This window comes from Cupriavidus sp. 01L46, assembly GCF_056399905.1.
Genome location: NZ_JBFTSF010000040.1, coordinates 1 through 23,025, shown reverse-complemented (window position 1 = coordinate 23,025; position 23,025 = coordinate 1). Strand labels below are relative to the sequence as shown.

At 62.5% G+C, this 23,025-nt stretch carries 19 protein-coding genes and 2 pseudogenes; 9 read left to right on the top strand and 12 right to left on the bottom strand.

What is annotated here, in order from left to right; all coding sequences use genetic code 11:
* Positions 1–206 precede the first annotated feature (206 nt).
* A complete protein-coding gene (ligD, locus tag AC1DS3_RS09870; protein WP_441630951.1) occupies positions 207–2,768 on the top strand; it encodes a DNA ligase D in 2,562 nt (853 codons plus the stop codon).
* A 327-nt stretch (positions 2,769–3,095) separates the two neighbouring features.
* On the opposite strand, the gene AC1DS3_RS09865 is transcribed toward ligD, so the two are convergent.
* Genes AC1DS3_RS09865 through AC1DS3_RS09850 form a run of 4 tightly spaced genes read right to left on the bottom strand, consistent with a single transcriptional unit; the run spans position 3,096 to position 6,771 of the window.
* Positions 3,096–3,839, bottom strand: coding sequence for a VWA domain-containing protein (locus AC1DS3_RS09865; protein WP_477127088.1), 744 nt, complete (start codon positions 3,837–3,839; stop codon positions 3,096–3,098).
* A complete protein-coding gene (locus AC1DS3_RS09860; RefSeq protein ID WP_441630948.1) occupies positions 3,827–4,894 on the bottom strand; it encodes a hypothetical protein in 1,068 nt (355 codons plus the stop codon). Before AC1DS3_RS09860 ends, AC1DS3_RS09865 begins: the two co-directional genes overlap by 13 nt.
* A 24-nt stretch (positions 4,895–4,918) precedes the next feature.
* Complete coding sequence (locus AC1DS3_RS09855) at positions 4,919–5,557, bottom strand: TerD family protein (RefSeq protein WP_441630946.1); 639 nt, start codon at positions 5,555–5,557, stop codon at positions 4,919–4,921.
* A 17-nt stretch (positions 5,558–5,574) separates the two neighbouring features.
* Positions 5,575–6,771 carry a hypothetical protein gene (locus tag AC1DS3_RS09850; protein WP_477127087.1) on the bottom strand — a complete coding sequence of 399 codons (1,197 nt, stop codon included), beginning with the start codon at positions 6,769–6,771 and terminating at the stop codon, positions 5,575–5,577.
* Between the two features lie 183 nt (positions 6,772–6,954).
* On the opposite strand from AC1DS3_RS09850, the gene AC1DS3_RS09845 reads away from it, so the two are divergent.
* Positions 6,955–7,578 (top strand): hypothetical protein, encoded by a 624-nt coding sequence (locus tag AC1DS3_RS09845; RefSeq protein ID WP_441630942.1) that lies wholly within the window; start codon positions 6,955–6,957, stop codon positions 7,576–7,578.
* Between the two features lie 227 nt (positions 7,579–7,805).
* Here the strand turns inward: AC1DS3_RS09845 and AC1DS3_RS09840 are convergent, their stop codons facing one another.
* Positions 7,806–10,448, bottom strand: coding sequence for a bifunctional diguanylate cyclase/phosphodiesterase (locus AC1DS3_RS09840; protein WP_441630940.1), 2,643 nt, complete (start codon positions 10,446–10,448; stop codon positions 7,806–7,808).
* A 131-nt stretch (positions 10,449–10,579) separates the two neighbouring features.
* Here AC1DS3_RS09840 and AC1DS3_RS09835 point away from each other — a divergent pair.
* Positions 10,580–10,702, top strand: a pseudogene (locus tag AC1DS3_RS09835) (helix-turn-helix domain-containing protein); the annotation flags it as partial.
* A gap of 188 nt (positions 10,703–10,890) precedes the next feature.
* The gene (dhaL, locus tag AC1DS3_RS09830) at positions 10,891–12,603 is read left to right on the top strand and encodes a dihydroxyacetone kinase subunit DhaL (protein WP_477127086.1); all 1,713 of its coding nucleotides are present in this window, start codon (positions 10,891–10,893) and stop codon (positions 12,601–12,603) included.
* 874 nt (positions 12,604–13,477) lie between these two features.
* On the opposite strand, the gene AC1DS3_RS09825 is transcribed toward dhaL, so the two are convergent.
* Together AC1DS3_RS09825 and AC1DS3_RS09820 are read right to left on the bottom strand one after the other, a co-directional pair.
* Positions 13,478–14,161 carry a DJ-1/PfpI family protein gene (locus AC1DS3_RS09825; RefSeq protein WP_441630937.1) on the bottom strand — a complete coding sequence of 228 codons (684 nt, stop codon included), beginning with the start codon at positions 14,159–14,161 and terminating at the stop codon, positions 13,478–13,480.
* 24 nt (positions 14,162–14,185) lie between these two features.
* The gene (locus AC1DS3_RS09820) at positions 14,186–14,557 is read right to left on the bottom strand and encodes a DUF6616 family protein (RefSeq protein WP_441630935.1); all 372 of its coding nucleotides are present in this window, start codon (positions 14,555–14,557) and stop codon (positions 14,186–14,188) included.
* Positions 14,558–14,761: 204 nt separating this feature from the next.
* Here AC1DS3_RS09820 and AC1DS3_RS09815 point away from each other — a divergent pair, with 204 nt between their 5' ends.
* Entirely contained in the window at positions 14,762–15,715 is a 954-nt protein-coding gene (locus tag AC1DS3_RS09815) for a GlxA family transcriptional regulator (protein WP_477127085.1), read from the top strand.
* A gap of 48 nt (positions 15,716–15,763) precedes the next feature.
* Here the strand turns inward: AC1DS3_RS09815 and AC1DS3_RS09810 are convergent.
* Positions 15,764–15,964, bottom strand: a pseudogene (locus tag AC1DS3_RS09810) (transposase); the annotation flags it as partial.
* A 202-nt stretch (positions 15,965–16,166) separates the two neighbouring features.
* Between AC1DS3_RS09810 and AC1DS3_RS09805 the strand changes: the two are divergent.
* From AC1DS3_RS09805 to AC1DS3_RS09790, 4 genes are all read left to right on the top strand, one after another.
* Positions 16,167–16,775: a glutathione S-transferase family protein gene (locus AC1DS3_RS09805; protein ID WP_441630931.1), complete on the top strand. Its 609-nt coding sequence runs from the start codon at positions 16,167–16,169 to the stop codon at positions 16,773–16,775.
* A gap of 150 nt (positions 16,776–16,925) precedes the next feature.
* Entirely contained in the window at positions 16,926–17,807 is an 882-nt protein-coding gene (locus AC1DS3_RS09800) for an NmrA family NAD(P)-binding protein (protein WP_441630929.1), read from the top strand.
* Positions 17,808–17,855: 48 nt separating this feature from the next.
* The gene (locus tag AC1DS3_RS09795) at positions 17,856–18,314 is read left to right on the top strand and encodes a MarR family winged helix-turn-helix transcriptional regulator (RefSeq protein ID WP_477109661.1); all 459 of its coding nucleotides are present in this window, start codon (positions 17,856–17,858) and stop codon (positions 18,312–18,314) included.
* 245 nt (positions 18,315–18,559) lie between these two features.
* A complete protein-coding gene (locus AC1DS3_RS09790; protein ID WP_477127084.1) occupies positions 18,560–18,811 on the top strand; it encodes an SDR family NAD(P)-dependent oxidoreductase in 252 nt (83 codons plus the stop codon).
* A gap of 98 nt (positions 18,812–18,909) precedes the next feature.
* Here the strand turns inward: AC1DS3_RS09790 and AC1DS3_RS09785 are convergent, their stop codons facing one another.
* The 4 genes from AC1DS3_RS09785 to AC1DS3_RS09770 form a co-directional block, all read right to left on the bottom strand.
* Complete coding sequence (locus tag AC1DS3_RS09785; RefSeq protein WP_441630923.1) at positions 18,910–20,118, bottom strand: benzoate/H(+) symporter BenE family transporter; 1,209 nt, start codon at positions 20,116–20,118, stop codon at positions 18,910–18,912.
* Between the two features lie 191 nt (positions 20,119–20,309).
* A complete protein-coding gene (pdxR, locus tag AC1DS3_RS09780) occupies positions 20,310–21,803 on the bottom strand; it encodes a MocR-like pyridoxine biosynthesis transcription factor PdxR (RefSeq protein ID WP_441631454.1) in 1,494 nt (497 codons plus the stop codon).
* Between the two features lie 194 nt (positions 21,804–21,997).
* Positions 21,998–22,456, bottom strand: a complete 459-nt coding sequence (locus AC1DS3_RS09775) for a GNAT family N-acetyltransferase (RefSeq protein WP_441630921.1) — start codon at positions 22,454–22,456, stop codon at positions 21,998–22,000.
* 374 nt (positions 22,457–22,830) lie between these two features.
* Positions 22,831–23,025 (bottom strand): hypothetical protein (locus AC1DS3_RS09770; protein WP_477127083.1); only part of this gene is annotated, 195 nt, incomplete at its 5' end.

The window sequence follows — 23,025 nt, the reverse complement described above, 5'->3', positions numbered from 1 at the left end:
GCCCGCAGGAATGGCKACGCTGCGCAAGCCCCTTGAGGATAGGCAAGCACTTTCCGCAGAGGCATGTGCGGAGTTCAAACCTCGCACGCGTGTCATTTCTGGCTTGCCACTGCATCCTCGCAAGCGAATGTCGGACATCGGCCTATTGTGTCCCTGGGCTCCGGGGAAAATACTTCGATCACACGTATCCAATGGGGACAGGCTCCATGGCCAAGTCCGCACCAACCAACGCGCGCAGCCTGACGCGGTATCGCCAGAAACGTGACTTCGCGACCACTGCGGAGCCGAGGGGCGAGACCGCGCGGTCGATCGCGTCCGGCGCTAGCGGCGCACTGAGCTTTGTCGTGCAGAAGCATGCGGCTCGCCGGCTACACTACGATTTTCGTCTTGAGCTTGAGGGTACCCTCAAGAGTTGGGCAGTCCCCAAAGGGCCCAGCCTGGATCCCGCAGAGAGGCGGATGGCCGTGCATGTCGAGGATCACCCGCTGGAATATGCGAGCTTCGAAGGCGTGATCCCGTCCAAGGAGTATGGGGCCGGCACCGTCATCGTTTGGGATCGAGGGACGTGGATGCCGGTCGGCGATCCGGTGGCCGGCTACCACAGCGGCAAGTTGAAGTTCGACCTGCAAGGTGAAAAGCTACATGGCCATTGGACCTTGGTCAGGATGCGCGGCCGCGATGACGAGCGTCAGGATCCATGGCTCTTGATCAAGGAGCGGGATGCGTTTGCGCGCTCCGCCGCAGAGTACAACATCACCGAAGCCCTGCCGGACAGCGTCCTGACCAAGGTCAACAGCCAATCTGCCGCCGGTGGTAAAGCGAAGACTGCCGTGCCAAAGCCGCGTCGCTCGCGGCCGGGGCGGAGCCGACAGGTACTACCCGCCGCAGCACGCCCGGCCGCCCTTCCGCTTGCGTTTGCCCCGCAACTGGCGACGCTCGCTTCAGCAGTGCCGCGCAACGCCGAACAATGGGCCTATGAGATCAAGTTCGACGGCTATCGGTTGTTGGCACGAGTCGACGGCGACGACATCCGTCTCTTTACAAGACGTGGCCATGACTGGACATCGCGCCTCAAATCGCTTGCGGCGGGGATACGCGATCTTGGCCTCGGCTCAGCCTGGCTGGATGGGGAGATCGTGATACTCGGCGACAAGGGCATCACGGACTTCCAGGCGCTGCAGAGTGCTTTTGAACGATCGCAGGTGGAGGACGTTCAGTACTTCGTCTTTGACCTCCCCTTCTTTGCGGGCCACGATCTACGGCAAGTCCCCTTGGCCGAGCGCAGGGCCCTGCTGAAGGATGTGATGGCCGTACCCGGTGCAACGCAAGCCAGGTACAGCGAGGCCTTTGAGGGCACGCCCGACGACCTTCTTGCCGCAGCGTGCAAGATGGGCCTGGAAGGCCTGATTGGCAAGCGCGTCGACGCGCTGTACGTCTCCGCCCGGGCGCCCAGCTGGATCAAGCTCAAATGCAAAAACCAGCAAGAGTTTGTCATCTGCGGATTCACGACCCCGAAGGGAAGCCGACAAGGCCTCGGCGCGCTCCTGCTTGGCGTGCACGATGAGGCCGGCAAGCTGCACTATGCGGGCAACGTTGGAAGCGGCCTCAATTCGCCGATGCTGACCAAGCTGCTCGCACTGCTGACAGAGCTTGAAATGCCAACCTGCCCCTTCGAGAAGCCGCCACCACGTTTAACCGGCCGATGGGTCAAGCCGAAGCTGGTCGCCGAGATCTCGTTCTCCGACTGGACCAAAGAAGGTCGAATCCGGCATCCCGTCTTCCATGCCTTGCGCGCTGACAAGGCAGCGGGGAACGTGACAAGGGAGCTGCCAGTCGATGTGGAACAGCCCCGGCCTCGGCCAGCGCGCTTGGTCAAGGTATCCAACACGGAACGTGTGATTGACCCGTCGACTGGAATGACGAAAGGTGATCTGGCCGGTTTCTACGAAGCCATTACACCGCACATGCTGCCTCATCTCCGCGAGCGMCCCGTGTCCTTGGTACGCGGGCCAACGGGCATCGACGGCGAGCTGTTCTTTCAGAAACACGCCGAGGCGATCAAGATTCCAGGCATCAACGTCCTTGATGCCAGCCTATGGACGGGGCATCCGCCGCTCCTGGAGATCGCCAGCGAGACGGCCATCGTCGCCGCTGCGCAGCTGAATGTGATCGAGTTCCATACATGGAATGCGACCAAGCTTGCCATCGACAAGCCGGATCGCATCATCTTTGACCTCGACCCGGGGGACGGCGTGCCATGGCGACACGTGCTAGATGCCGCCATGCTGACGAAAACGATGCTGGATGAACTTGGCCTGGTGAGCTTTCTCAAGACCAGTGGTGGCAAAGGCCTGCATGTCGTTGTGCCCTTTTCGCCCAAACTGCCGTGGACCACCGTTAAGAAGTTCTCGCAAGATGTCGTTCTTCATATCGCCCAGACCATTCCGCAGCGCTTTGTTTCTAAGAGCGGGCCGCGCAATCGCGTGGGTAAGATCTTCATTGACTATCTGCGCAATGGCCGTGGCGCGACAACGGTGTCCGCATTCTCTGCCAGGGCGCGGCCAGGCCTCGGGGTTTCGATGCCGGCTTCCTGGGAGGAGCTGGAGGAGCTGTCAGCGGGCGATCATTGGACGATCCAGACCGCCCTGCAGCGCGTGGAAGCCGCCGGCTACGTCGATCCGTGGGCGGGATATGCAGATACCAGGAAGGAGCAACAATTGGGTCCCGCGGCGCGGAGAATGCTAGGTCTAGCGGGAGTTGGCAAATGACCGCGGCTTCGTTCATCGGTTCCATAAGCCGCTTAAGCCAGCATCAGCTTTGAACCAAATGGAATCGGCTGGGTCGCTGCTCTCCTTGAGCAATTCCGGAAACAAAACAATAACCTCAACTTGCGAGGGTTCGAAGCTCTGACGGAAACGCCTCCATTCAGGTCGAGGCTCAAGCTTTGGAGGGTCAAGGTCATGGCCGACAACGCCAGCGGCCTGTCGGGCAAGGCCATCAACGTCCTGATGCAGCTCCACGATGAGGATGCCGCCACCGTGGTCCAGAAGCTGCGGCACTTGCATCGCCGGCGGCCATAGCCGCCGTGCCACGACTTAGGACTTCAGCCAGGTAATCAGCTCTTCGCTGATGAAGCGTATGTTCAACTCGTCGTCTGACAGGGCCACGAACGCACGCAAATTGTCGATGCCAACAAATCCCGTGTTGTCGAACTMATCGCCCAGCTGTTCGAGCAAGGGGAAGCCGCCACCCTGGTTAGACACACCGATGAAGAGGAAGTAAACCTCGTCCCTGCGTTCCTGAGATGCACGCAGCACGTCCAGCGTGCGGCCCCTATCCGAGTTTTCGCCGTCAGTGATGACAATCACCAGGCTGCGGCGCTTCGGACCGGATTGCACTACCTTGTCCTTCTTTCCGAAGAAGCGGCCAATGACACTCGCCCTCTCGACGATTTGCGTCCAGCCGAAATGCGCCAGCATGCGCTCGAGCACGTAGGAGTAGTCCGTGCCGCCGTTCCAGCCGTTGACCTTGCCGATAATCTGCTTCTTCACGAAGCCCTGGTAGTTGTCCGCGTTGATGGGGCACACACCTTCGACATGCGACGCGCCGTTAGAGAAGGTAAAACAGTCGACCTTCTTGTCCGGGTCGAAGGCGAGGCCCCAGGGAATCAGGCGCGTGAGCAGGTCATTGGTCACGCCGTCACGATGTTCATCCTCGAACGATCCCGACACATCGATTGCGAAGCCAACCTCAAGCTCTGGCGGCTTCACCACGCCAGCCTTCTGGAGGTTGAGCACCAGAGCCTGGGTCGCCTTTTCGAGGTTCACTACGAGAGCCATGCTTTCTTCCTTTCAAGAAATTGAGTCAGGTCACTGAGCTTTTCCAGCACCAGGTACCGTTGTGTTTCGTTCGGTTTGTCGGTCAGCCCGGCGAGTTGCCCATACACCGCGGGCAACTTGACCAGCACGCCGTCCTGCACCAGGAGCACCAGTTCCTTGAACCTCGTCTCATCCTGGCGCAACGAGAGAATATTTTCCTGCGCCATGGCTTGCGACGTGGCGAGGGCCATCAGCCGTGACTGCAGCAGCAGTGCCTCATCCGAGCGTAGGCCGTCCAGCAGGTACTCGCCGGCGAGGAAGACCCCTTCCAACTCATCCTGGGCGGCCACGTTGCGTGCGACCAGTTCCGCGAACGAAGACAGTAACGCCATCACCGCCTTCCCGTCGGTCGAGAGCCGAGACTCGAGCTGGCGAATCTCCGCCTCGTTTCGCATCCAGACTGCGTTCGCTGACTTTTTCAGGAAACCGCCTGCCATTGCATCCACAATCTCAGCCAGCAGCCTGTGCAAGCGGGTCATCAGCGCAGCAACCTGTCTCGGAGCAGTCGCCTCGAGCAGCTGAAGGCGGTCCTTGATGACTGCGTTGACGTTCTCCTGCGCGGCCACCCCGAAGGCCAGCCATTCCGCCGACCCCATGCTGTCGGCCGCAACCCCTGCCAATACCGCGCGCGCCTGGGCGATACACCCAGGCTTCGCGCCAGGAAAGCGGCGCACCAGGTCCTCTGGCGTTACCGAGACCAAGCGACGGAGGCTACCGGCCATCGCCGAAGGATGAACCGGTGCAGCGGCCTCCGGAATCCGTTCGACAGTGACGGCTGACACGGCAGCAGGCGCCAGCGCCGATGCGGCCGTGACCGGCGCGCTCTGGCCATTCGAGGGCAGTGCGGTCGGCCGGACGACGGTCGGCGAGGGTACTTTCGCAGGCGCCCCGACGCCGGGCAGCGCGGCGGGCTGGATAACGGTCACATGAGGACGCGCCTGGAGGCCGCCATCCACGGCAGGCGTTGCCGGTGCGCTAACTGCATCACCGCCAATCACCGTGACTTTGTACGTCATGATGGAGCGCCTCCGCTGGACTGCTTAGGAGAAGTGGCCCAGCACGCCGTTGAAGTCAGTATTGAAGCCCACGCCAACGCCGACGAACGAGGCACCGTTGCCGTCCACGACGATGGAGCCCATCTGCACGCCGACGAACGCGCCGAACTGGCTGGACAGGCCTACATCGAGCTGGGGCTGGCCAGCACTGTTTTCGATGATGACGCGCGCGTTCTCGACGTGCTTGAAAGTCTTGCCAGACGCCTGCGGATGAATCATCGCGAGCAGGGGGATCTCGAGATGGCCGGCCGCCGGCATCGTGAGCAGGCGCGGCTTGACGGTGACATACTCGTCGTCGCCTGCCAGGCTGCCGTCGCGCGCATCCGGACTATGGACCAGCGCGCCGCCATGCACCGAGAACGTCTTGTCCGCGGCCAGCGGCAGCGTGCCGGCCTTCACGCCACCTTCGAGCACGCGCTCGACGTTGTAGGTGGACAGGATGTCGCCGAGGCTCGACGCCTTCGCGCCGCTGCCGGTGTTGACGGTCACCAGCGCGTGCAGGTCGAGGTCGGTATTGCCGTCCCACGACAGGCGAACCTTGAACTCCTCGCCCTTGTTCAGGTTCAGGGAAAGCTTCGGTGCGGCTTCGCCCGGCTTCGACAGATTCAGTACCAGATTGCTCATGCTATCTTATCTTTGCGTTAGAAGGTTTGCGGTGCGACCGCCGCCGCGGGATTGAGTTGACTACCGAGGTTCAGCAGGTCCTGCCGTACTTGCGACATTGTGTTGCGGGCCTCCTCGAACTTCGCCTGATTCGTGGCGCGAGCGGCCTGCACGATGGACTGCAGCGCCTGCGTATCGGTGACGACGCGTTTCAGGTTATTGGCCTGATCGAGGCGATTGTTACCCGGGGCCGTAGCGGCCGTAGCCACCACGTTCTGCATCAGCCTGGAGCGCACTTCCTGAAGGTTCTTGTCCAGGTTCGCGCCGGACTGGCCGAGACGCTGGACGTTCTGCACCATTTGCGCGCCGTGAATCGTCAGTAGCGTCATGCGGATGCTCGCGAAGCGGCCCCCCATCGTGACGATGAGTTCTTGCAACGTCGATACGCCTGCGTTCTGCAGCTGGCGTATCACCAGCTGTTCAGCCGGCAGCTTGGTCATCATGGCTTCACGGGCCAGGGCAACCGACTCGAGCGCCTGCAGCTTGTCTTGTATCTCCTGCTGCAGGGCAATGTCCTGCCCTGCACCCGCCAGAAGAGCCGGTGCCTCGGMTTGCGCCTTCTTCAAGGCGTTGTGCAGGAAGGCCGTTTCTTGCGCGAATGCGACGAAACTCTTGCGGTATTCCGCCTTCTGCGCATCCATCACCTGCAGGTCGTCGTTGAGCCTGTTCATTTCGATACGGAGCTTGTTCTCCATACCGTTGACCTCCTCGCTCAGGGTCTTCGACTTGAGCTTGGCGATGCGTGCCAGGTCCTCGTAGACCTTGTCCATCGCGCGCTGCATCGACTTCTTGCTGAACAGGCCGATGATTCGGTCCTTGATGCCCGGCTTGGCGTTCAGGATGGCGTCGGCCAACTCGCCGAGCTTCTCCTTCGCCACCGCGTCGTTGAGCGCGTCCACCAGCTTGAACAGTTGCGGATTATCCGCCTTGTTGATGCGAGCGAGGAAGCCGTCGAGCACCCGGTTAAGGTTCAGCGTGGGCTCGGCCCCGAGCGCGACAATTTGAGCTTGGGGCATGGCGGCGAAGCTGAATGCCGCCACGCGGTTCTCGATGTTGGCCAGCTGAGCGGGCTCGAGCATGACCGGGAAATTCATGGGCAGCGCCACGCCGGGCGCCGGCTCCATGTTGGGGTTCAGCGCGGTGTCGTGCACCGCAGTGATGGCAGTCGGTTGCATTGATTGTTCCTTACGCAGTCGCGGCGGCCTTATACTCGTCCACTAATCTGCTGATTGCCAAGCTGCACCGCATTAGTACGGCGCTTTCAGCCCATTTACCGAATGGACAAACTGTTGCCCTTGGGCGGTAGGCCTTAAGTCCTAGTTCAAACCGGCGTAATTCTTACTACAAACGTGACCTATATGTCCAGCGGCGCAATCGATCTTGGCAAGTCCATGCTCATGGCGGGCTCGCTCTATCTATGGGAGATCGTGCGCTGCTGCGTTGCTGGGCTGGTGCTCAGCATGATTGCATTTGCGTTTGTGGCAAACAGCATCGAAGGCACGGGCTGGGCGTGGGCGCTGGCGGCAGTGGTATTCCTGATTGGTTTTCCCGTGGCGTATTACTTGGTCGGCCACCAGCGGGCGCTCGACCGCGTGCTCGGTGCGCTCGCGAACGCCCATGGCGAGCGCTTCTACGATGCCACGCTAGGCCGTTTCGTCGCCTCGTTGCAAGCGCAGCAGCCCGATGCATTGGCCAGCCTGCTTGCCAAGCCGCAAGCATTGACCGCCCGTTTCCGTGGCTTTCTCGAAGACGGCGAACTCAAGCCGCGGCTGGCACGCCGCGTGGCCCTGCATTTTGCGGACAAGGTCATAGCGGCGGTGCCGTTTGCCGGGCTGGCTGCGCAGGACGCACCTGCAGCCATGCGCATGGCTGCCGTCACCGCGCTGCAAGACCAGTTCTACGCGTCCTGGCAGCCTTTCCTGGTCGTGGCCGCGGGCCAGGCCGCCGCAGCCGTCGCTGCCTGGTGGTGGCTGTCCCGGTAAGCGCATCGGCTGAAGCTCGTCGGGAGGCGGCGGGCGGCGGGCGGCGGGCGGCGGGCGGCGGGCGGCGGGGTGGCATATTCAAGGAGGGCGGGGAGCTTAAACCACAGGCCCCTCATCTACGACAAGGACGCTGACGGTAAACCAATACCGGAAGCGACTCGTCGTCGACGAGTGAATCCGCACTCGCGGATTCACCGTTGGCGCAGAGGGTTGGGACGCCGCTCGCCTCAAGTCACGGCACTCACGAAGGCCTCGAACGCGCTGGCCTCCACCGGCGGACAGAAGAAGTGGCCTTGCCCATAGTCGCAGCCGGCAGCCAGCAGGATGTCGCGCTGTGACTCGGTCTCCACGCCCTCGGCAATCACCCTGATGCGCAGTGCATGCGCCATGCTGATGATGGCGCGGCACAAGGCCACGTCGTCCGGGCCCCGCGTCAGCGAGCGGATGAAGGACTGGTCGATCTTGATGTAGTCGATGTCTAGGCGCCGCAGGTACGACAAGGACGAGTAGCCGGTGCCGAAGTCGTCGAGCGCGATCTCGATGCCGGCCGCCTGGAAGCGGGAGAGCTGGTCCATGACATCGGCGTTCTGCTCCATCAGCGAGCCTTCGGTGATCTCGATGACGAGGCTGCCCACCGGCACGTTCCTGCGCTCGATCATGCTGGACCAGGACTCGGGCCCGCTCGCAGGCGCGCAGAACTCCACTGGTGATTTGTTGACCGAGATCTGGAAGCCCTTGCCCAGCAGCACCTGCCAGCGCGCAAGCTGGTTTAGCGCTTCCGTCAACACCCAGCGGCCGATGTCGATGATGAGGCCGGATTCCTCCGCAACGGCAATGAAATCGGCCGGGTGGATCGGCCCGCGTACCGGATGGTCCCAGCGGATCAGGGCCTCGGCCTTGCAGACCTTGCCCGTACGCAGATTGACAATGGGCTGGTAGTGCAGCGCGAACTGCCCGGACGCCAGCGCCGTGCGCAGGTCCTGGGTGATGCGCAAGCGCTCCCTCTCTGCCTGCAGCAGCGCCTGGGTGAAGACCTTCCAGCGATTGCGGCCCTCCTCCTTGGCGGCAAACATCGCCTGGTCAGCGCACACCAGAAGGGCCTCGGCGTTGTCGGCGTCGTTGGGGTAGGTCGCCACGCCGATGCTGGCCGACACCACCACCAGCTCGCCGGCCAGTCGGTAAGGTGCGGCAATCCGCTCCAGRATCGCCTGGGCAATGCCCCCGGCAACGCCGGCGTCGCCCACCGCGGGCAGGATCACGGTGAACTCGTCGCCGGCCAGCCGCGCCACGGTATCCGACGCGCGCACCGATGCCGCAATGCGCCGCGCCACCTCCAGCAGCAACAGGTCTCCCTGGTCGTGACCGAGGGTATCGTTCACCTCCTTGAAGCGATCCAGGTCGATGAACAGCAGCGCCAGCACATCCTGCGTGCCGCGCGAACGCTCGATCTCCTGTTCCAGCCGGTCGAAGAACAGGCGGCGGTTGGGCAAATCCGTGAGCGCATCGAAATTCGCCTGGTGCCGGATGACTTCCTCCGCCTGGAGCTTCTCGGTCATGTCATGGATCAGCGCAACGCGGCGTCGCTCGCCATACGCGTGGGCCAGGTAGGTATCCACGGTCAGGTAGGCGGGAAACTCGCTGCCGTCCTTGCGGCGAATCGACAATTCGCCGCTCCATCTGCCCCTGGCTGCCACGGTGGCCCGCAGGCGCTCGACCAGCCCTGCCGCATTGGCTGCCCCGCTGATGCTATAGCCCGAACGGCCCTTGACCTCCTCGGCCGTATAGCCGGTGGCGGCGGCAAAGGCCGGATTCGCGTCGATGATGGTGCCATCGAGCGACGTCACCACCATGGCCTCGCTGCTGGACGAATAGACCAGCGAAGCCAGCCGCATCTCCTCCATGTGGCGCCGTCGCTCCCCCATGGCGCGGCGCAGGCTGTAGTACAACAGGCCAAGCAGCAGCGTGGAAGCAATGGCACCGGCCAAGACAACGCGGCGATAGACCTCGTAGGGCGCCAGCACCATGCCGACCGACTCGCCCACCACGAAATTGAGCCCGAACTCCGACGCTCGGTAATAGCCGAAGACCCGCTCCACGCCTTCGGAGCCCGACACCGCCCGATAACTACCAGCCTGGGGCGACTCGCTGGCGAGGTACGGCCTGCTGCTGACCGCCCTGGCCAGCGCGCCCTCCAGGGCCGGCACGCGCGCGAGGACCTGGCCGGAAGTCTTGATGACCGACGCCACTTCGCCATCGCGGTTAGTGAACGTCTGCGCAAAGCTGGCGAACTGCTCCGGACTGACCGAGACCACGACGACCCCGTCGAAGCTGCCCGCGCGCAGGATGGGGCGCGTGAACTGGATCGACCATTTGCGCGAGACCTTGCCCTTCACCGGGTCGCTGATGAACAGCATGTCGCGCCCGCCTGCGTTCTGATGAACCCGGAAATGCTCGCGCCCGCTCAGGTCGACCTTCTCGCCGGGCGCGGGCGGGGCGATGGACGAGTAGATGAGCAGGCCATGCTTGTCGATCACCGACACCTGGAACGACAGGTCCACCACCAGGTTCTCCCGCTCACGCACCATGTCGACGAACCCCGGCTGGCTGACCAGCCAGCTGGCCCGCAGGTCGAGGAGGAACTCGGACAGCCGCAGGATGCTGGATTTCGAGTACGCGCCGAACGCCCGGGCCTGCGCCTGGGTACGCTCCGCGGCATCGTGCAGCAAGCGGTCCCGTTCGCTCACGAGCTGAAACGCCGCGAACGCCCATGTTGCAATCAACCATGCCGCCGCCCCCAGGTTCAACGGGGAAAAGACCTGGCGCAGGCGCTGCAGCGCCTTGCCATATCGGGTGATCGAGCGTTCTGGCATCAAATGGGTATCGCAGCGCAGCGAGGAATCGACATCGATAACAGGCTAGTCGATATCGGCGAACCCGACAAGCAGCACGCACTCTAGTCCCGTGCTCACCGCGTGGAGCCGGGCCGGCGTCCCTCGCGCGCTTGGCGGTCTGGCGTGCCGCAGAGAAGCTGGGATTGTCGCGCCGGCAGGTGGAGCGCTTGGCGCAGCGGTACCGGGCGGATGGTCCGAGCGGCCTCGGTTCACGCAAACGCGGCCGCCCCAGCTAGATGGCCGCTGGCTGCCCGATAGCGGACGCCGGGCCAGCTTGATTCCGGAGGGCTGCTACCGGCCCGGTTGATTCCGCTTACCATAGGAAATAGTCACCGTGGCTGGCTGCGTCGCTGGACGGATGCCTTGGCGGTGCTCCAGCCAGCATTCCTGGCGACAGATTCAGGCGAAAGGGAACATCACGATGAAGAAACTGATCAATGACCCGCTTTTGGTGGTCGACGAAATGCTTGAGGGCGTTGTGTTGGCCGACCACAGGCTGACGCTGCTGGAAGGCGAGAACACTGTCGTTCGCAAAGACTTCCAGGCGCTCGCTGCCGCCAACAAGGTGAGCATCATTTCGGGCGGCGGCGCCGGCCACGAACCTGCCCACGGGGGTTACGTAGGCACCGGCATGCTGACTGCAGCCGTTGCCGGGCCGGTATTTACCTCGCCCAGCGTCGACGCCGTTCTCAACGCCATCATGACTGTCGCCGGCCCGGCCGGCGTGCTTCTGATCGTGAAGAACTACACCGGCGATCGCCTTAACTTCGGGCTGGCCGCGGAGATTGCCAGAACGTTCGGCGTGAAGGTCGAGATGCTGGTCGTGGGCGATGACGTTGCCCTGAACGACAACGGCGGCCTGGTGGGCCGCCGCGGCATTGCCGGCACGGTGTTCATTCATAAGGTCGCAGGCGCTGCAGCCGATGCCGGTCTATCGCTCATGGAGGTCAGGGCCGAGGCTCAACAGGCAGCCGCAGGCTTGTTCAGCATGGGGCTGGGGCTAAGTGCCTGTACGGTACCTGCCGCCGGAAAGCCAGGCTTCAAGATGGAAGACAACGAAGTCGAATACGGGCTCGGCATCCACGGCGAGAGTGGCGTGCGCCGTGGCCCTATCCAGCGGGCGGATGAAATGGTCAACGTTCTCCTGGAACGGATCATCGAACAAGGCCGATTGAAAGCAGGCGATCGTGTAGCACTGATGGTCAATAACCTCGGCGCTACGCCAGCGCAAGAATTGGACATTGTCACGCGCCGGGTCCTGTTGGAATGTACTGCGCACGGTATCAAGGTGGAAGCTGCGATGGTCGGCACCTTTCTTACCGCGTTGGAAATGGCCGGCTGTTCGATCTCCCTCATGCGGGTCGACGATTCGATTCTGGCGCGCCTCAACGCCCCCGCCAGCGCCACCGCCTGGCACGGCATGACCGTTCCCGCGGTTGAAGTCGCCAGGCAGTCTTGTGGCAAAGCGGCAGAACAAATTGCAACCCAGGGCGCTGCGTGGCCTGCGGCCAACGCCGAGGTGTTCAGGCGAGTCCTGCGGTCAGTCACCCAAGCTTTGCAGCGCAACGAGGAGATCCTGACCGAGCTGGACTCTGTTGTCGGGGATGGCGACATCGGCATCAGCCTCGCCCGGGGCGCACGCGCGATCGACGACGCACTCGATACCCTCGCTCTGGATCGGCCGGCCATTGCCCTGCAGCAGATATCGGGCATTCTGCGCCGGGTCCTGGGGGGAACATCCGGCCCGTTGTATGCGGTATTTGCTTTGCGTGCCGGCGTTGCCCTTTCGACCAGCACGAGCCTCGTCTCGATTTCCGCCTGGGCCGAAGCGCTGCAAGCAGGCTGCGACGGCATGGTCGGACTTGGTGGTGCTGGAGCGGGTGACAGAACGATGCTCGATGCCCTGCTGCCTGCGGCCCTGGCATTKCACTCGCAGGATGAAGGCAAGAGCGCATTGCGTGCCGCGAATCAGGTAGCGAATGCAGCCTTGAGGGGCGCGGAAGCGACGCGTGACATGATGCCGCTGAAAGGTCGTTCGTCCTACATCGGAGAACGAGCGCTCGGGCATGTGGACCCTGGCGCCTTTGCCATTGGCGTATGGACGAAAGCCATCGCTTCGGCCCTGGAGAAATAGTGCCGTTGCAGCAGATGGAAGTCCGTGGGCATCATATCTGGAGCGGGAGACGAGGCTCGAACTCGCGACCTCAACCTTGCTTTCGCCACCACGGCCATTTCTCGCGCGCGTTCCGCAATCGCTTCCGGATGAGGCCGTCGCGGTGACAGCGCAACGAAGGCGAGCCGGACGCCTGCGTCAGCCTAAAATCCGCAGTTGCCCCGACGCCTGGTCGCAGAGCGAGAGCTGGCGCGGCCTGGCGCCGATGAGACACACTCACCCGAGTGGTGAAGCAAGACCAAGGCGGTGGCAGGACGGGGAGCGGTCGGCCAACCGCAGGAAACGCAGCTGGTGGACACGCTGCGCGGGCGCATTAGCGGGCGCTGGGACGACAGTGCGGCGGCCACGCCGCACGGGTAGTAGGTGTTCTTCGTCGAGTTTCTGKCGACCAGCGGGGTGCTCGACCGTTGAGTGGCCACGTGCCCGCTGGCCTATCGCAGTGGCAACGCGTCGAACAAGCGCGACGTGCTCGGCACGCTGATGCTGGGGCCGCTGGCCGGGACACCGGCGCCATGCGCACGTCGCGACACCGAGGGGCGATGCCGTGGCCTCGCTGGTGCTGGGGATAAACACGATCGTCAGCGAGGTTGCGCCTGCGCAGGGAGTTGGCGGGCATCGACGAAGCCGCGAGCCACGCCTAGAGCAGGCCGGACAGCCAGAGGCTACCAGATCGTCGAGGCGCAATTGCAGTTGCACGGCTGGAGCAGGAAGCTGCCGGTTCGTGATCGTGCCCTGAGTTTCCACCGTTCGACGAGGAAGTGTTGCATGAGAGGTTCCTACGCGCCTTGAGGGGCGTGGCCGCCGTGTAGCGGCCACGCCGATAGTGCCTGCGACGTCAGGCGATGAAGCCGCGGCGCTTGGCGGTCTCGTCGGCCACCGCGTTGGGCATTTCCTTGGCCAGGATCTCGTTGGCCGCCGCCAGCACCTCCGGCGGAGCGAGTTCGGGCAGGCCAGCGTTGTACGGAGGTTTCGGCGCGTACTCCATGCACAGCTGTGTAAGCTGCCCGGAGAAGTCGCCGGCCCAGAGCCCAATCATGCCGAGGGCGAAGTCAATTCCTGCAGTCATGCCGCCGCCGGTGGCGCGATTGCGGTCGACCACGATGCGCTCGTTGACCGGCTCGGCGCCGAACTTGCGCAGGTAGTCGCGCGAGTACCAGTAGCAGCCGGCCTTGTAGCCCTTCAACAGGCCGGCGGCGCCCAGAAGCAGCGAGCCGTTGCACACGCTGGTCACCCAGCCGGACTTGGCCCCCAGGCGCGCCACCTGGTCGATGAAGCAGTCGTCCTGCAGCGCGTCGAACACCCCGTGCGCGCCACCGGGAATCAGCAGCACGTCGGGCTCCTGGAAGCAGTTGTCGAAGTCGTGCGTGGCGTTCACCGTCAGGCCGATGTCGGTGACAACGGGGCCGGCCTTGGCTGCCGCCAGCTGGATCTGGACGTCGGGGATGAACATCCAGGTGTTGGTGGGACCGATCAGGTCAATGGCGGTGAAGCCCGGGAACAGGGCGGCGAGGATTTTCATGGTGGGTCTCCAGTGGGTCGGTGATCAGCTGCCGGAGCCCGAGGCGGCGCCGGGCATGAGGAGCTGGATGTGCTGGTCGAGCATGTCCGGCGGGGCCACCGGTGTGCCGCCGGCGTTGACATGCTCGAAGAAGTCGTACCAGCCGGAACCGGCAACGGCCTTCTGAAACTCCTCGAACAGCGCCCGGTTGGGCATGCGGTAGACACCGAAGGCGTCGTAGTTGGCGCGGTGGTCCACGCTGGGATCGTTGTAGCCCCAGGCGATAATCTCGACGCCCGAGGCGAGGATGGCCTGCAAGGACGGCTGCAGGCTCTCGACGTACTTGGCGCGAACATCGACGCCGGCCTTCTTCCAGTTGTCCTTGAACTTCCAGAGTTCGATGAAGATGTGTTCCATGGCACTCCTGTACGCGTTGAGGGGAAAGGTGTCGGTAGAATAAGTAGCCCACCATTCACGCTGCGGACAAAAGGCCTTCAAAACCTGCCAACGCCGTGGCAGTTCGTTGCGGCCCGTCGTCGGCCCCCAAAACACTCCGCTACCATGACCATGCCTTTTCCAGCTGCCCGTCAGCCGACCGCGGACGCGGAACCACCACGCACGGTGGTCATCCTCGTCTTCGACGAGGTCACCGCCTCGGATGTTTGCGGCGCCGCCGATGTCTTCGCCGTGGCCACGAAGTTCCACCAAGGCCCCCGCAACTGCGTCTATCGGGTGGTGGTCGCCTCGGTGCACGGCCAGTCGATCACGAGCTTCTCCGGCATCACCATTGCCACCACGCCGCTGTCGGCGATCGACCCTGCGTCCATCGAAACGCTGATAGTGCCCGGCGGCGGCCCGCCGGAGCAGCCGCCGGTGCCGCGGGACGTCGTCGCGTGGCTGGCGCGCGAGGGGCGGCAGGCACGGCGCCTGTGCGGCATCTGCACCGGCACCTTCCTGCTGGCCGAGGCCGGGTTGATCGGCCATCGCCGGGTAACCACTCACTGGCAGGCGACCGAGGCGTTGAAGACACGCTACCCGCAACTGCGGGTCGAGCCCGACCGGGTCTATCTGCACGACGGCGGGATCTGGACCTCGGGCGGTTTCACCGCGGGCGTGGATCTCGGCCTGGCATTGCTGGAGGAGGACCAGGGCCACGCCACCGCCATGGCCGTCGCGCGCTCGCTGCTGTTATTCGTCAAGCGCCCGGGGGAGCAGGCGCAGGTATCCGCCGCGCTGTCCAGCCAGGCCGCCTCGGACCGGCAGTTCAGCCGCTTGCACGCATGGATCATGGACCACCTCGACGAGAATTTGCGGGTGGACGTGCTCGCCGAGCAGGCGGGCATGGCCGCCCGCACCTTCGCCCGCCATTACACCAAGCAGACAGGCCGTACGCCGGCCAAGGCCGTCGAGGCCATGCGCATGGAAGCGGCGTTGCGCGCGTTGAACGATGCCGGGACCAGCCTGAAGCAGGTAGCGYGCAGATGTGGATTCGGCGACGAACAGAACCTGCGCCGCACCTTCCTTCGGCTGCGCGGCACCACGCCCGAGCACTACCGCCAGCAGCGCCAGGGCTGACGGCACGCCTGGAGGGCGCCGCCGCGCACGAGCCGACGTGGCCCCAGCCACCGGCTTGATGCCGCGCTCGCGTAGCTTCTGCCGATGCAGTTCGGAATCGTAGCCGCGATCGGCGTAGATGATTTTGGGCTTCTGAAGTGGTCGGCCACGCACGCCGCGAATGGGTGGAATCGCGTCGACGAGCGGCAGCAGTTGGGTGACGTCGTTTTTTGACCGACTTCGCGAGACCGACAACGGTTGGGGGCTCGCCTAGCGCTACATAGGCGGCTCAACGACGAATCGTCGACTGGCGCTGCAAGACACCTCCGCCGCTGCGATACGGCCTTTCCTGGCTGGCGCTTAAAAATGCGGGAGTGTGGCTGCTACGGCACATTTGCCCGGCCCGAGTGAGGGCTTGTCATAGCTCGCAGGGCGCAACGACCTATCCTGGAGGTCAAGGGGAGACTGACTCATGGCAATCCGTCTTTACGGAGCACAAACAGGCAACAGCCGGAGGGCAGCCATTGCCCTGGAAGAGGCTGGCATTTCGTATTCCGCCACCCGCTTGGATCTGAAAGCCGGAGAGCACAAGACTGCTGCGTTTCGGGCGCTTAACCCACGTGGCCTCGTCCCGGTCATGGTCGAAGAATGCGACGCAGGAGCGGACCTCATCCTTACCCAATCGAACGCGATCATGTTCTATGCGGCGAGTCGATCCCGGGAAAGGCTAGCGCCCGATCCGGGCCAACAGGAAGCCTTGTTCTTCGACCGCCTGTTCTATTTCATCACGGAAGTGATTGCACCAAACGGCAGCGCTTTCACGCTGACGCGACAACACGACGAACGGGGCGCTCAATTTCTTGCAGGTCGCTCCATCGAGGCGCTCGTTCTGGCTGAACGCTTCTTGATCGACACCCCCTACATCGCCGGCGACAGATTCACCCTCGCAGACATCGCCGCCTATACAAGCGCCTTTGCCGTGAGGCAGAACCTGGATTGGTCCGACCTGCCTCTGCTTCGCGCCTGGTATGCAAGGATTGGTGCGCGGCCAGGTGTCGTCCGCGGGATGGCAGCTTTTTAGGGAGAGGCCCTGGTCCAGGCTCGTTGAGGGTCGACACGTGCACAAGGCTGCACAGGAGCCGCCCGTAGAAAAAAACTTGTAGATAGGAGCATATGCCCATATACTGACAAATAAGAGCATATGCTCTTTATTTCACAGAGGACTACAGCCATGAACGAATCATCCATTCTCGTCAGCGGCGCAACCGGCCGTACCGGCGGTGCAGCCATCGACGAACTGTTGCAGATGGGCAAGCGCGTCCGCGCTTATGTGCGCTCGGACGACGAGCGGGCGGCGGCTCTGCGCGCACGCGGTGTCGACATCGCCGTCGGGGATTTCACCGACATCGACGCTATCCGTGCAGCGATGGAAGGTGTCAGCTCCGCCTACTTCCTGCACCCGATCGCACCGGGGATTCTCGGGGCCGCAGCCTATTTCGCACAGGCCGCGAAAGAGGCCGGCGTCGGCGCTATCGTCAACATGTCGCAGATTTCGGCGCGACGGGAGTCGACCAGCCATGCGGCGCAGGATCACTGGGTTTCCGAGCGTGTTTTCGACTGGTCTGATGTGCCGACGACGCACTTGCGCCCCACCTTCTTCGCGGATTGGCTCGTCTACCCGCATTTCGCGAAAGAAATCTGGGCCAAGAAGAAGATCGAGTTCCCTTTCGAGAACGGACGCCACGCGCCAATCAGCACGGACGACCAGGGCAGGGTCATTGCTCACCTGCTGGCGAAGCCGGCAGGCCATGGGAGCAAGACGTACACGCTTCATGGCCCGGTGGAATTGAACCATACGGAGATCGCAGCGATGATGAGTGAGGTGCTCGGCGCCAAAATCGAATATGCTCCGACTTCGATCGAGGAGTTCAAACAGAAGATGGAGCAGGTGTACAAGTTCCCTCCGTTCCTTGTGCAGCACCTCGTCGAAGTCGCCCAGCATTATCGAGAGGGCGTATTCCAGGGTACCAACGATGTCGTCGAGCAGATCACGGGTACACCCGCGCTATCGGTGTCGGCCTTCATCGAGAAGTACCGAAGCGCTTTCGCTTGAAATGCGCACGAAGATCCGGGTAATTTTCCAACGTTGAGGAGAAGTGAGATGCGGGCGAAAAGCCAACCCATCGGGGTTGATCAATGCAACTGCTTTACGGTGAGGAAGGCCGCCCGCCAGATCTCGCGTCTTTACGACGCGTACCTGCAGCCGTCTGGCCTTCGTATCACGCAATTTCTGATCCTGGCAACGTTGAACGAGCGGAAAGCCGCCTCGGTCAATGCCCTGGCTGAGCGTCTCGACATCGAGCGCACAGCCATGGGAAAGATGATCGGTTTTTTGGAGCGCGACGGTTTCGTCAGGGTGCGGCCGTCTCCTGAGGACGGTCGTATTCGTATCGTCGAACTCACTCCGGATGGCATGGAGCTCTTCGAGCGAGCGGCTCCGCTCTGGCATGAAGCGCAGCATCATTTCAGCGTCATGAATGGAGCGGCAAATGTGGATGTATTGCGTCGCAGCCTTTCGGAGATGAAGGTCAGCATTGAGTCTGCATCTTCCCCGGAATAGTCACCATTCTGGTTGGGACCGCCGTTGACGCGTTTGAACGGCGCATGTCCACCTACCTGACCCGTACTGGAGTTAGGAAACCGAGCCTTTTGGGGCCTCCAACCAATCTGTTGCACCAACCACTGGAGTTCAAAAATGAAGATCAAGGATTCAGTTGTGTTCGTGACAGGAGCGAGTCGCGGACTTGGCCTGGCGTTTTCCCGTGAGGCGCGCTAGCTCGCGGTGCTGCGAAGGTCTATGCAGGCGTGCGCAATCCGGAAGGCTTCAGCGAGCCCGGCATCGTCCCGATCAAGCTCGACGTCACCGATCCAGAGTCCRTCATCGCGGCTGCCAGAATCGCATCCGATGTGACGCTGCTGGTCAACCACGCGGGAATAGCAGAGATAACCGAATCTCCGTTTTCGGAAAACGCGGAGGATCAGGCGAGGCGCATCTTCGAGACGAACTACTATGGCCTAGTGACCATGCAACAGCGCGTGGACCACCTGGCAGGGTGAATCCCTTTGCTGTTTCGCACCAGAACGCGACTCAGCCCACGGCTCCCCGCCCACAGATGCGCGACGGCAGCGCGAAGCCGTGGAGTGAAAACCTGCACTTACTTGGCCACGGCCGCCTCATTCAGGGTCTTGCGACCACCATAGATCAGCAGATGCACCACCAGGCCTGCCACGAGCCCCCAGAATGCACCGCCTACACCCAGCAAGGTCACGTTGGCTGCCGTTGCCAGGAAGGTAATCAGCGCTGTCTCGCGTGTGCGGGTATCKGCCATGGCATTGGCCAGGCTGCCTCCGATGGCGCCGAGCAGGGCCAACCCCGCCAAGGTCGTGATGAAGGAGCGCGGCAGCACCATGAACAAGGTGGCCAGCGTGACGCCGAAAATGCCGACCGTGACGTAAAGAATGCCACACACCAGTCCGGCGAGGTAGCGTTTCGACGGATCCTGGTGAGCGTCCTTGCCGGTGCAGATCGCCGCGGTGATGGCCGCCACATTGAAGGCGTGCGCGCCGAACGGGGCCATGATGAGCGAGCCTAGTCCGGTCACGGCGAGAATCGGGGTGGCGCTTGTCTTGAAGCCGTCGTTGCGCAGCACCAGCATGCCAGGCATGTACTGTCCGGTAAGCGTGATGACGAACAGGGGTAGCGCCACACCCAGCAGGGAGCCCACGGAGAACTGCGGCATTTCAAAAACGGGAGCGGCCAGGCTCAGGTGAACGCGCTGCACGTCGATTCTGTCCTGCGCAATGAGCATGGCCATGCCGATGACCAGGATTCCGACCACGGCGAAGCGCGAGGTGAAACGGCGCAGCGCTGCGTACGACACCACCAGCACGACGACCAGCAGCGGATCGGCGCTTGCGCCGCCGAACGCATTTACGCCGAACTGCAAGAGGATGCCRGCAAGCAATCCGGCGGCAATGCCGCCGGGAATCAACCGCACCAGGCGCTCGAAGGCGCCGGACATGCCGAGCAGAGTGAAGCCGATAGCCGAGATGACGTAAGCCCCGATCACTTCGCCATAGGGTGTGTACGGCATGATCGTTGCCAGGAAGGCTACGCCGGGCGTGGACCAGGCTGTGATAATGGGTTCGCGATAGCGGTAGCTCAGCCAGGCTCCGGTCAAGCCGACGCCGATGCTCACTGACCAGACCCAAGAGGCCGTTTGCGCCGGGCTGAGCCGGGCAAGCTGGGCGGCCTGGAAAACCAGGACGAAGGTACCACCGTAGTTGACGATGACGGAAATCAGTGCGGCGACCGCCGGTGCCACAAAGTCGTCGAGTCGTAGTCTTGCTCTTGATCTGGTCACGCGGGCCGGTCCTTCCTGATGGGGTTGCGGTTTCAGGGAGGAAGGTGCTGCCCTCCCCTCACCTCGAAGAGGGGTAGCTTAGTCTTCATCCGGACCGCTTCATCAGTCCAGTTCTTATGAAAAGACCAGACCGCATTGGCCATGCGGTCCGATGCGTTCCGCCCACCATCGAACAACTACGCAGCGAACAACTACGCAATGGCTCTGGCCAAACGCCGGGTGGCGGTATCGATCTCGTGGGGAGTGAGCGCGGCAAATCCGAGCAACCATCCACCGGCGACGGGGCGGCTGGCATAAAGACGGCTGAGTCCGGGTAGCTGTATGCCGGCCCGTGCCGCTTGCCTGACTGTGTCCTGCTCTGACCGGCCCTCGGTCAGCAGGCAGGGCATCTGCAATCCGCCCGGGGGCAAGTGGGCCGTCACGATGCCGGACAGGTGCCGCTGAACGGCATGGGCCATCGCTTCACGCCGCACCGCATAGATTCTTCGCATGGAGCGGACGTGAGCACCAAAATGGCCGGCGTCCATGAAGCGTGCCAATGTCAACTGGGCGATCTGCGGAGTGTGACCGTCCAGGATGCTTCTGGCATAGGTCATTGGTTTGACCAGTTCATGCGGCAGCACCATGTAGCCCATGCGCAAACCGGGATACAGGGACTTGCTGAATGTGCCCAGGTAGATTGTTCTCTGATACGTATCCAGCCCTTGCACGCAAGCGGTCGGTAAGCCTTCGTAGTGAAACTGGCTGTCGTAGTCGTCCTCGATGATCCAGCCCTGTCGCTCGGCCGCCCAGGCCGTCAACTCGAGGCGACGCTCCAACGCGAGCGTGGCACCCGTCGGGTACTGATGCGAGGGAGTGACGTAAATGGCATTGGCGCCGCTCCTGTCCGCGCGCAGGCGATCCGTGCGCAGCCCTTTCTCGTCCACGGGGACCGGCACGATCTTGAGTTGTGCCATCTCAAACGCCTTGCGCGCACCGAAATAGCCAGGGTCCTCCATAAGGATGGGCTGGTTGGCATCGGCCAGTACCTGGGCGCACAGGAAGAGGGCCTGACGGGTGCTGGTCAGCACCAGCACCTGATCCGCCGTCACCCTGGCCCCGCGCTCCTGATTGAGATAGTCCGCGATAACCTGGCGCAGCGGCTCGACGCCTTGCGGGTCGCCGTGCAGAAGAACGCTGGAGCGGCAGTCCTTGACGGCCTGACGCTGCAACCGCTCCCAGATTTCCACAGGAAACGTGCGGGTTTCAGGCAGCCCCGTGGCGAAGGCCTTGACCACCTGCTGATCCGACACGCCGCCGTTGGCAAGGATATCCGCGCCTCTTCCACTGAGCGCCGCAGGCTGGGTGGCCTTCGGACGCAGCGCTGCGGACGTGCTGCCATGTCTTTTGCGCGTCCCCAGCAAGCCTGGCCCAAGCTTGTCCGAGACGAAACTGCCGGAGCCTTCGCGCCGGCAGATATAGCCGTCCAGCTGCAATTGGGCGTAGGCCATCTCCACGGTATCCCGCGACACGCTCAATGATTGCGAGAGTGTGCGGGTTGCAGGCAGGCGGCAGCCGGGCGCGAGGACGCCATTCAGTATCAGTTGACGCAGCGCGCGTTGCACGCGGACACGCAGCTCCAGCGATGCCAGCTTCGGATCCGCAATGTGAATTTTGAGCGTTTCCAGTTCGATGCTGAGCATGATGCGGTCTGCCAATATTCGGCAAATCTATCTATAGAGCGGTTCATTCTGCCTGAATCGACCGGACTTCACTAGACAGGCCTGCCCTGCACCGTCACCACGCGGAAGCCTCTCGTGCCTTGCCGATGAAGTGTCCGGGCATGATCCCGGACGCGACCTTGACCAACAACGCTGAATTGCCCGCGTGGCTGGAAGTGCTATAAAGTCATGCGATACTCAATGAAACCGGAATCTTGAGCAACCCAGTTGTATAGCTTTTGAGCACGCTTATTGGTTGCGTGCGTATGCCAGTACAATCGCGCGCATTGGTGTTGTTGCGCGAAGTTTTGCACCCATTCGATCAGCAGCTTTCCCGTGCCTGCACCGCGAATCGTCGGCGCGACATATAGATCCTCGAGGTAACAGTAATCGGCCACTGACCATGTCGAGCGATGCAGCACCAAATTGACCAGGCCGATAATCTGCTTGTCCTTGACGGCAACGGAAGAAAATACAGGTTCGTCTGGATCGAGGCACCGATTAAAGGTCGACCTCGTGGTACCTTCCTCCAGATTCACTTCGTAGAAATTCTGATAGGCCAGCCAGAGCTTCTGCCATTGCTCGTAGTCGCTGCCTTGAACTTCTCGTACTATCACCGAACTCTGATTGTTGTCCATTGCGATCTTCCATACCAGGATTGAAGATGGAGAGCTTAGCCCTCATCCGGACTGCTTCATCAGTCCAATTTTCGGGAGAGGACCAGACCGCATTGGCGGTGCAGCCCGCGGGATACCGGATGATTGGCGTCGCTTTGCAGCGTCGAGTTCGAGTGCCGATTTTGGATTTTGACGGGAGCCGAACCGCACCTGMCAACCGCCAGTGCGATGCACGGTGGGATTTCAAGCCGAACGTTACCGGGATAACGCGATGGGAGACGCGATGGAGAATATTGCTTTTGCTCCTGGGAGCGCTCGATCATCCCCCGGGGGGTATTTTGCTTCTGATATCAGAACCGGACCGTTCTGATATCCCAGCATGGGGCGATTTCCGATCAACTTGCTTCCGCGGCCACCGCTCGCAAAGGCAGGGTAAAAGAGCGGCCGCTCTCCGAGCGAAAAACTACGTCCAGAGCATTCCTTTTGCTGCCCGGCACAATCATCCAACAACCTGGTTGGAAGTCCTTTCCCCTAATAACCATGGCAAAAAGATAGTGCTTTCCTCTACGAGCGCACTCGGGATTGCGCTC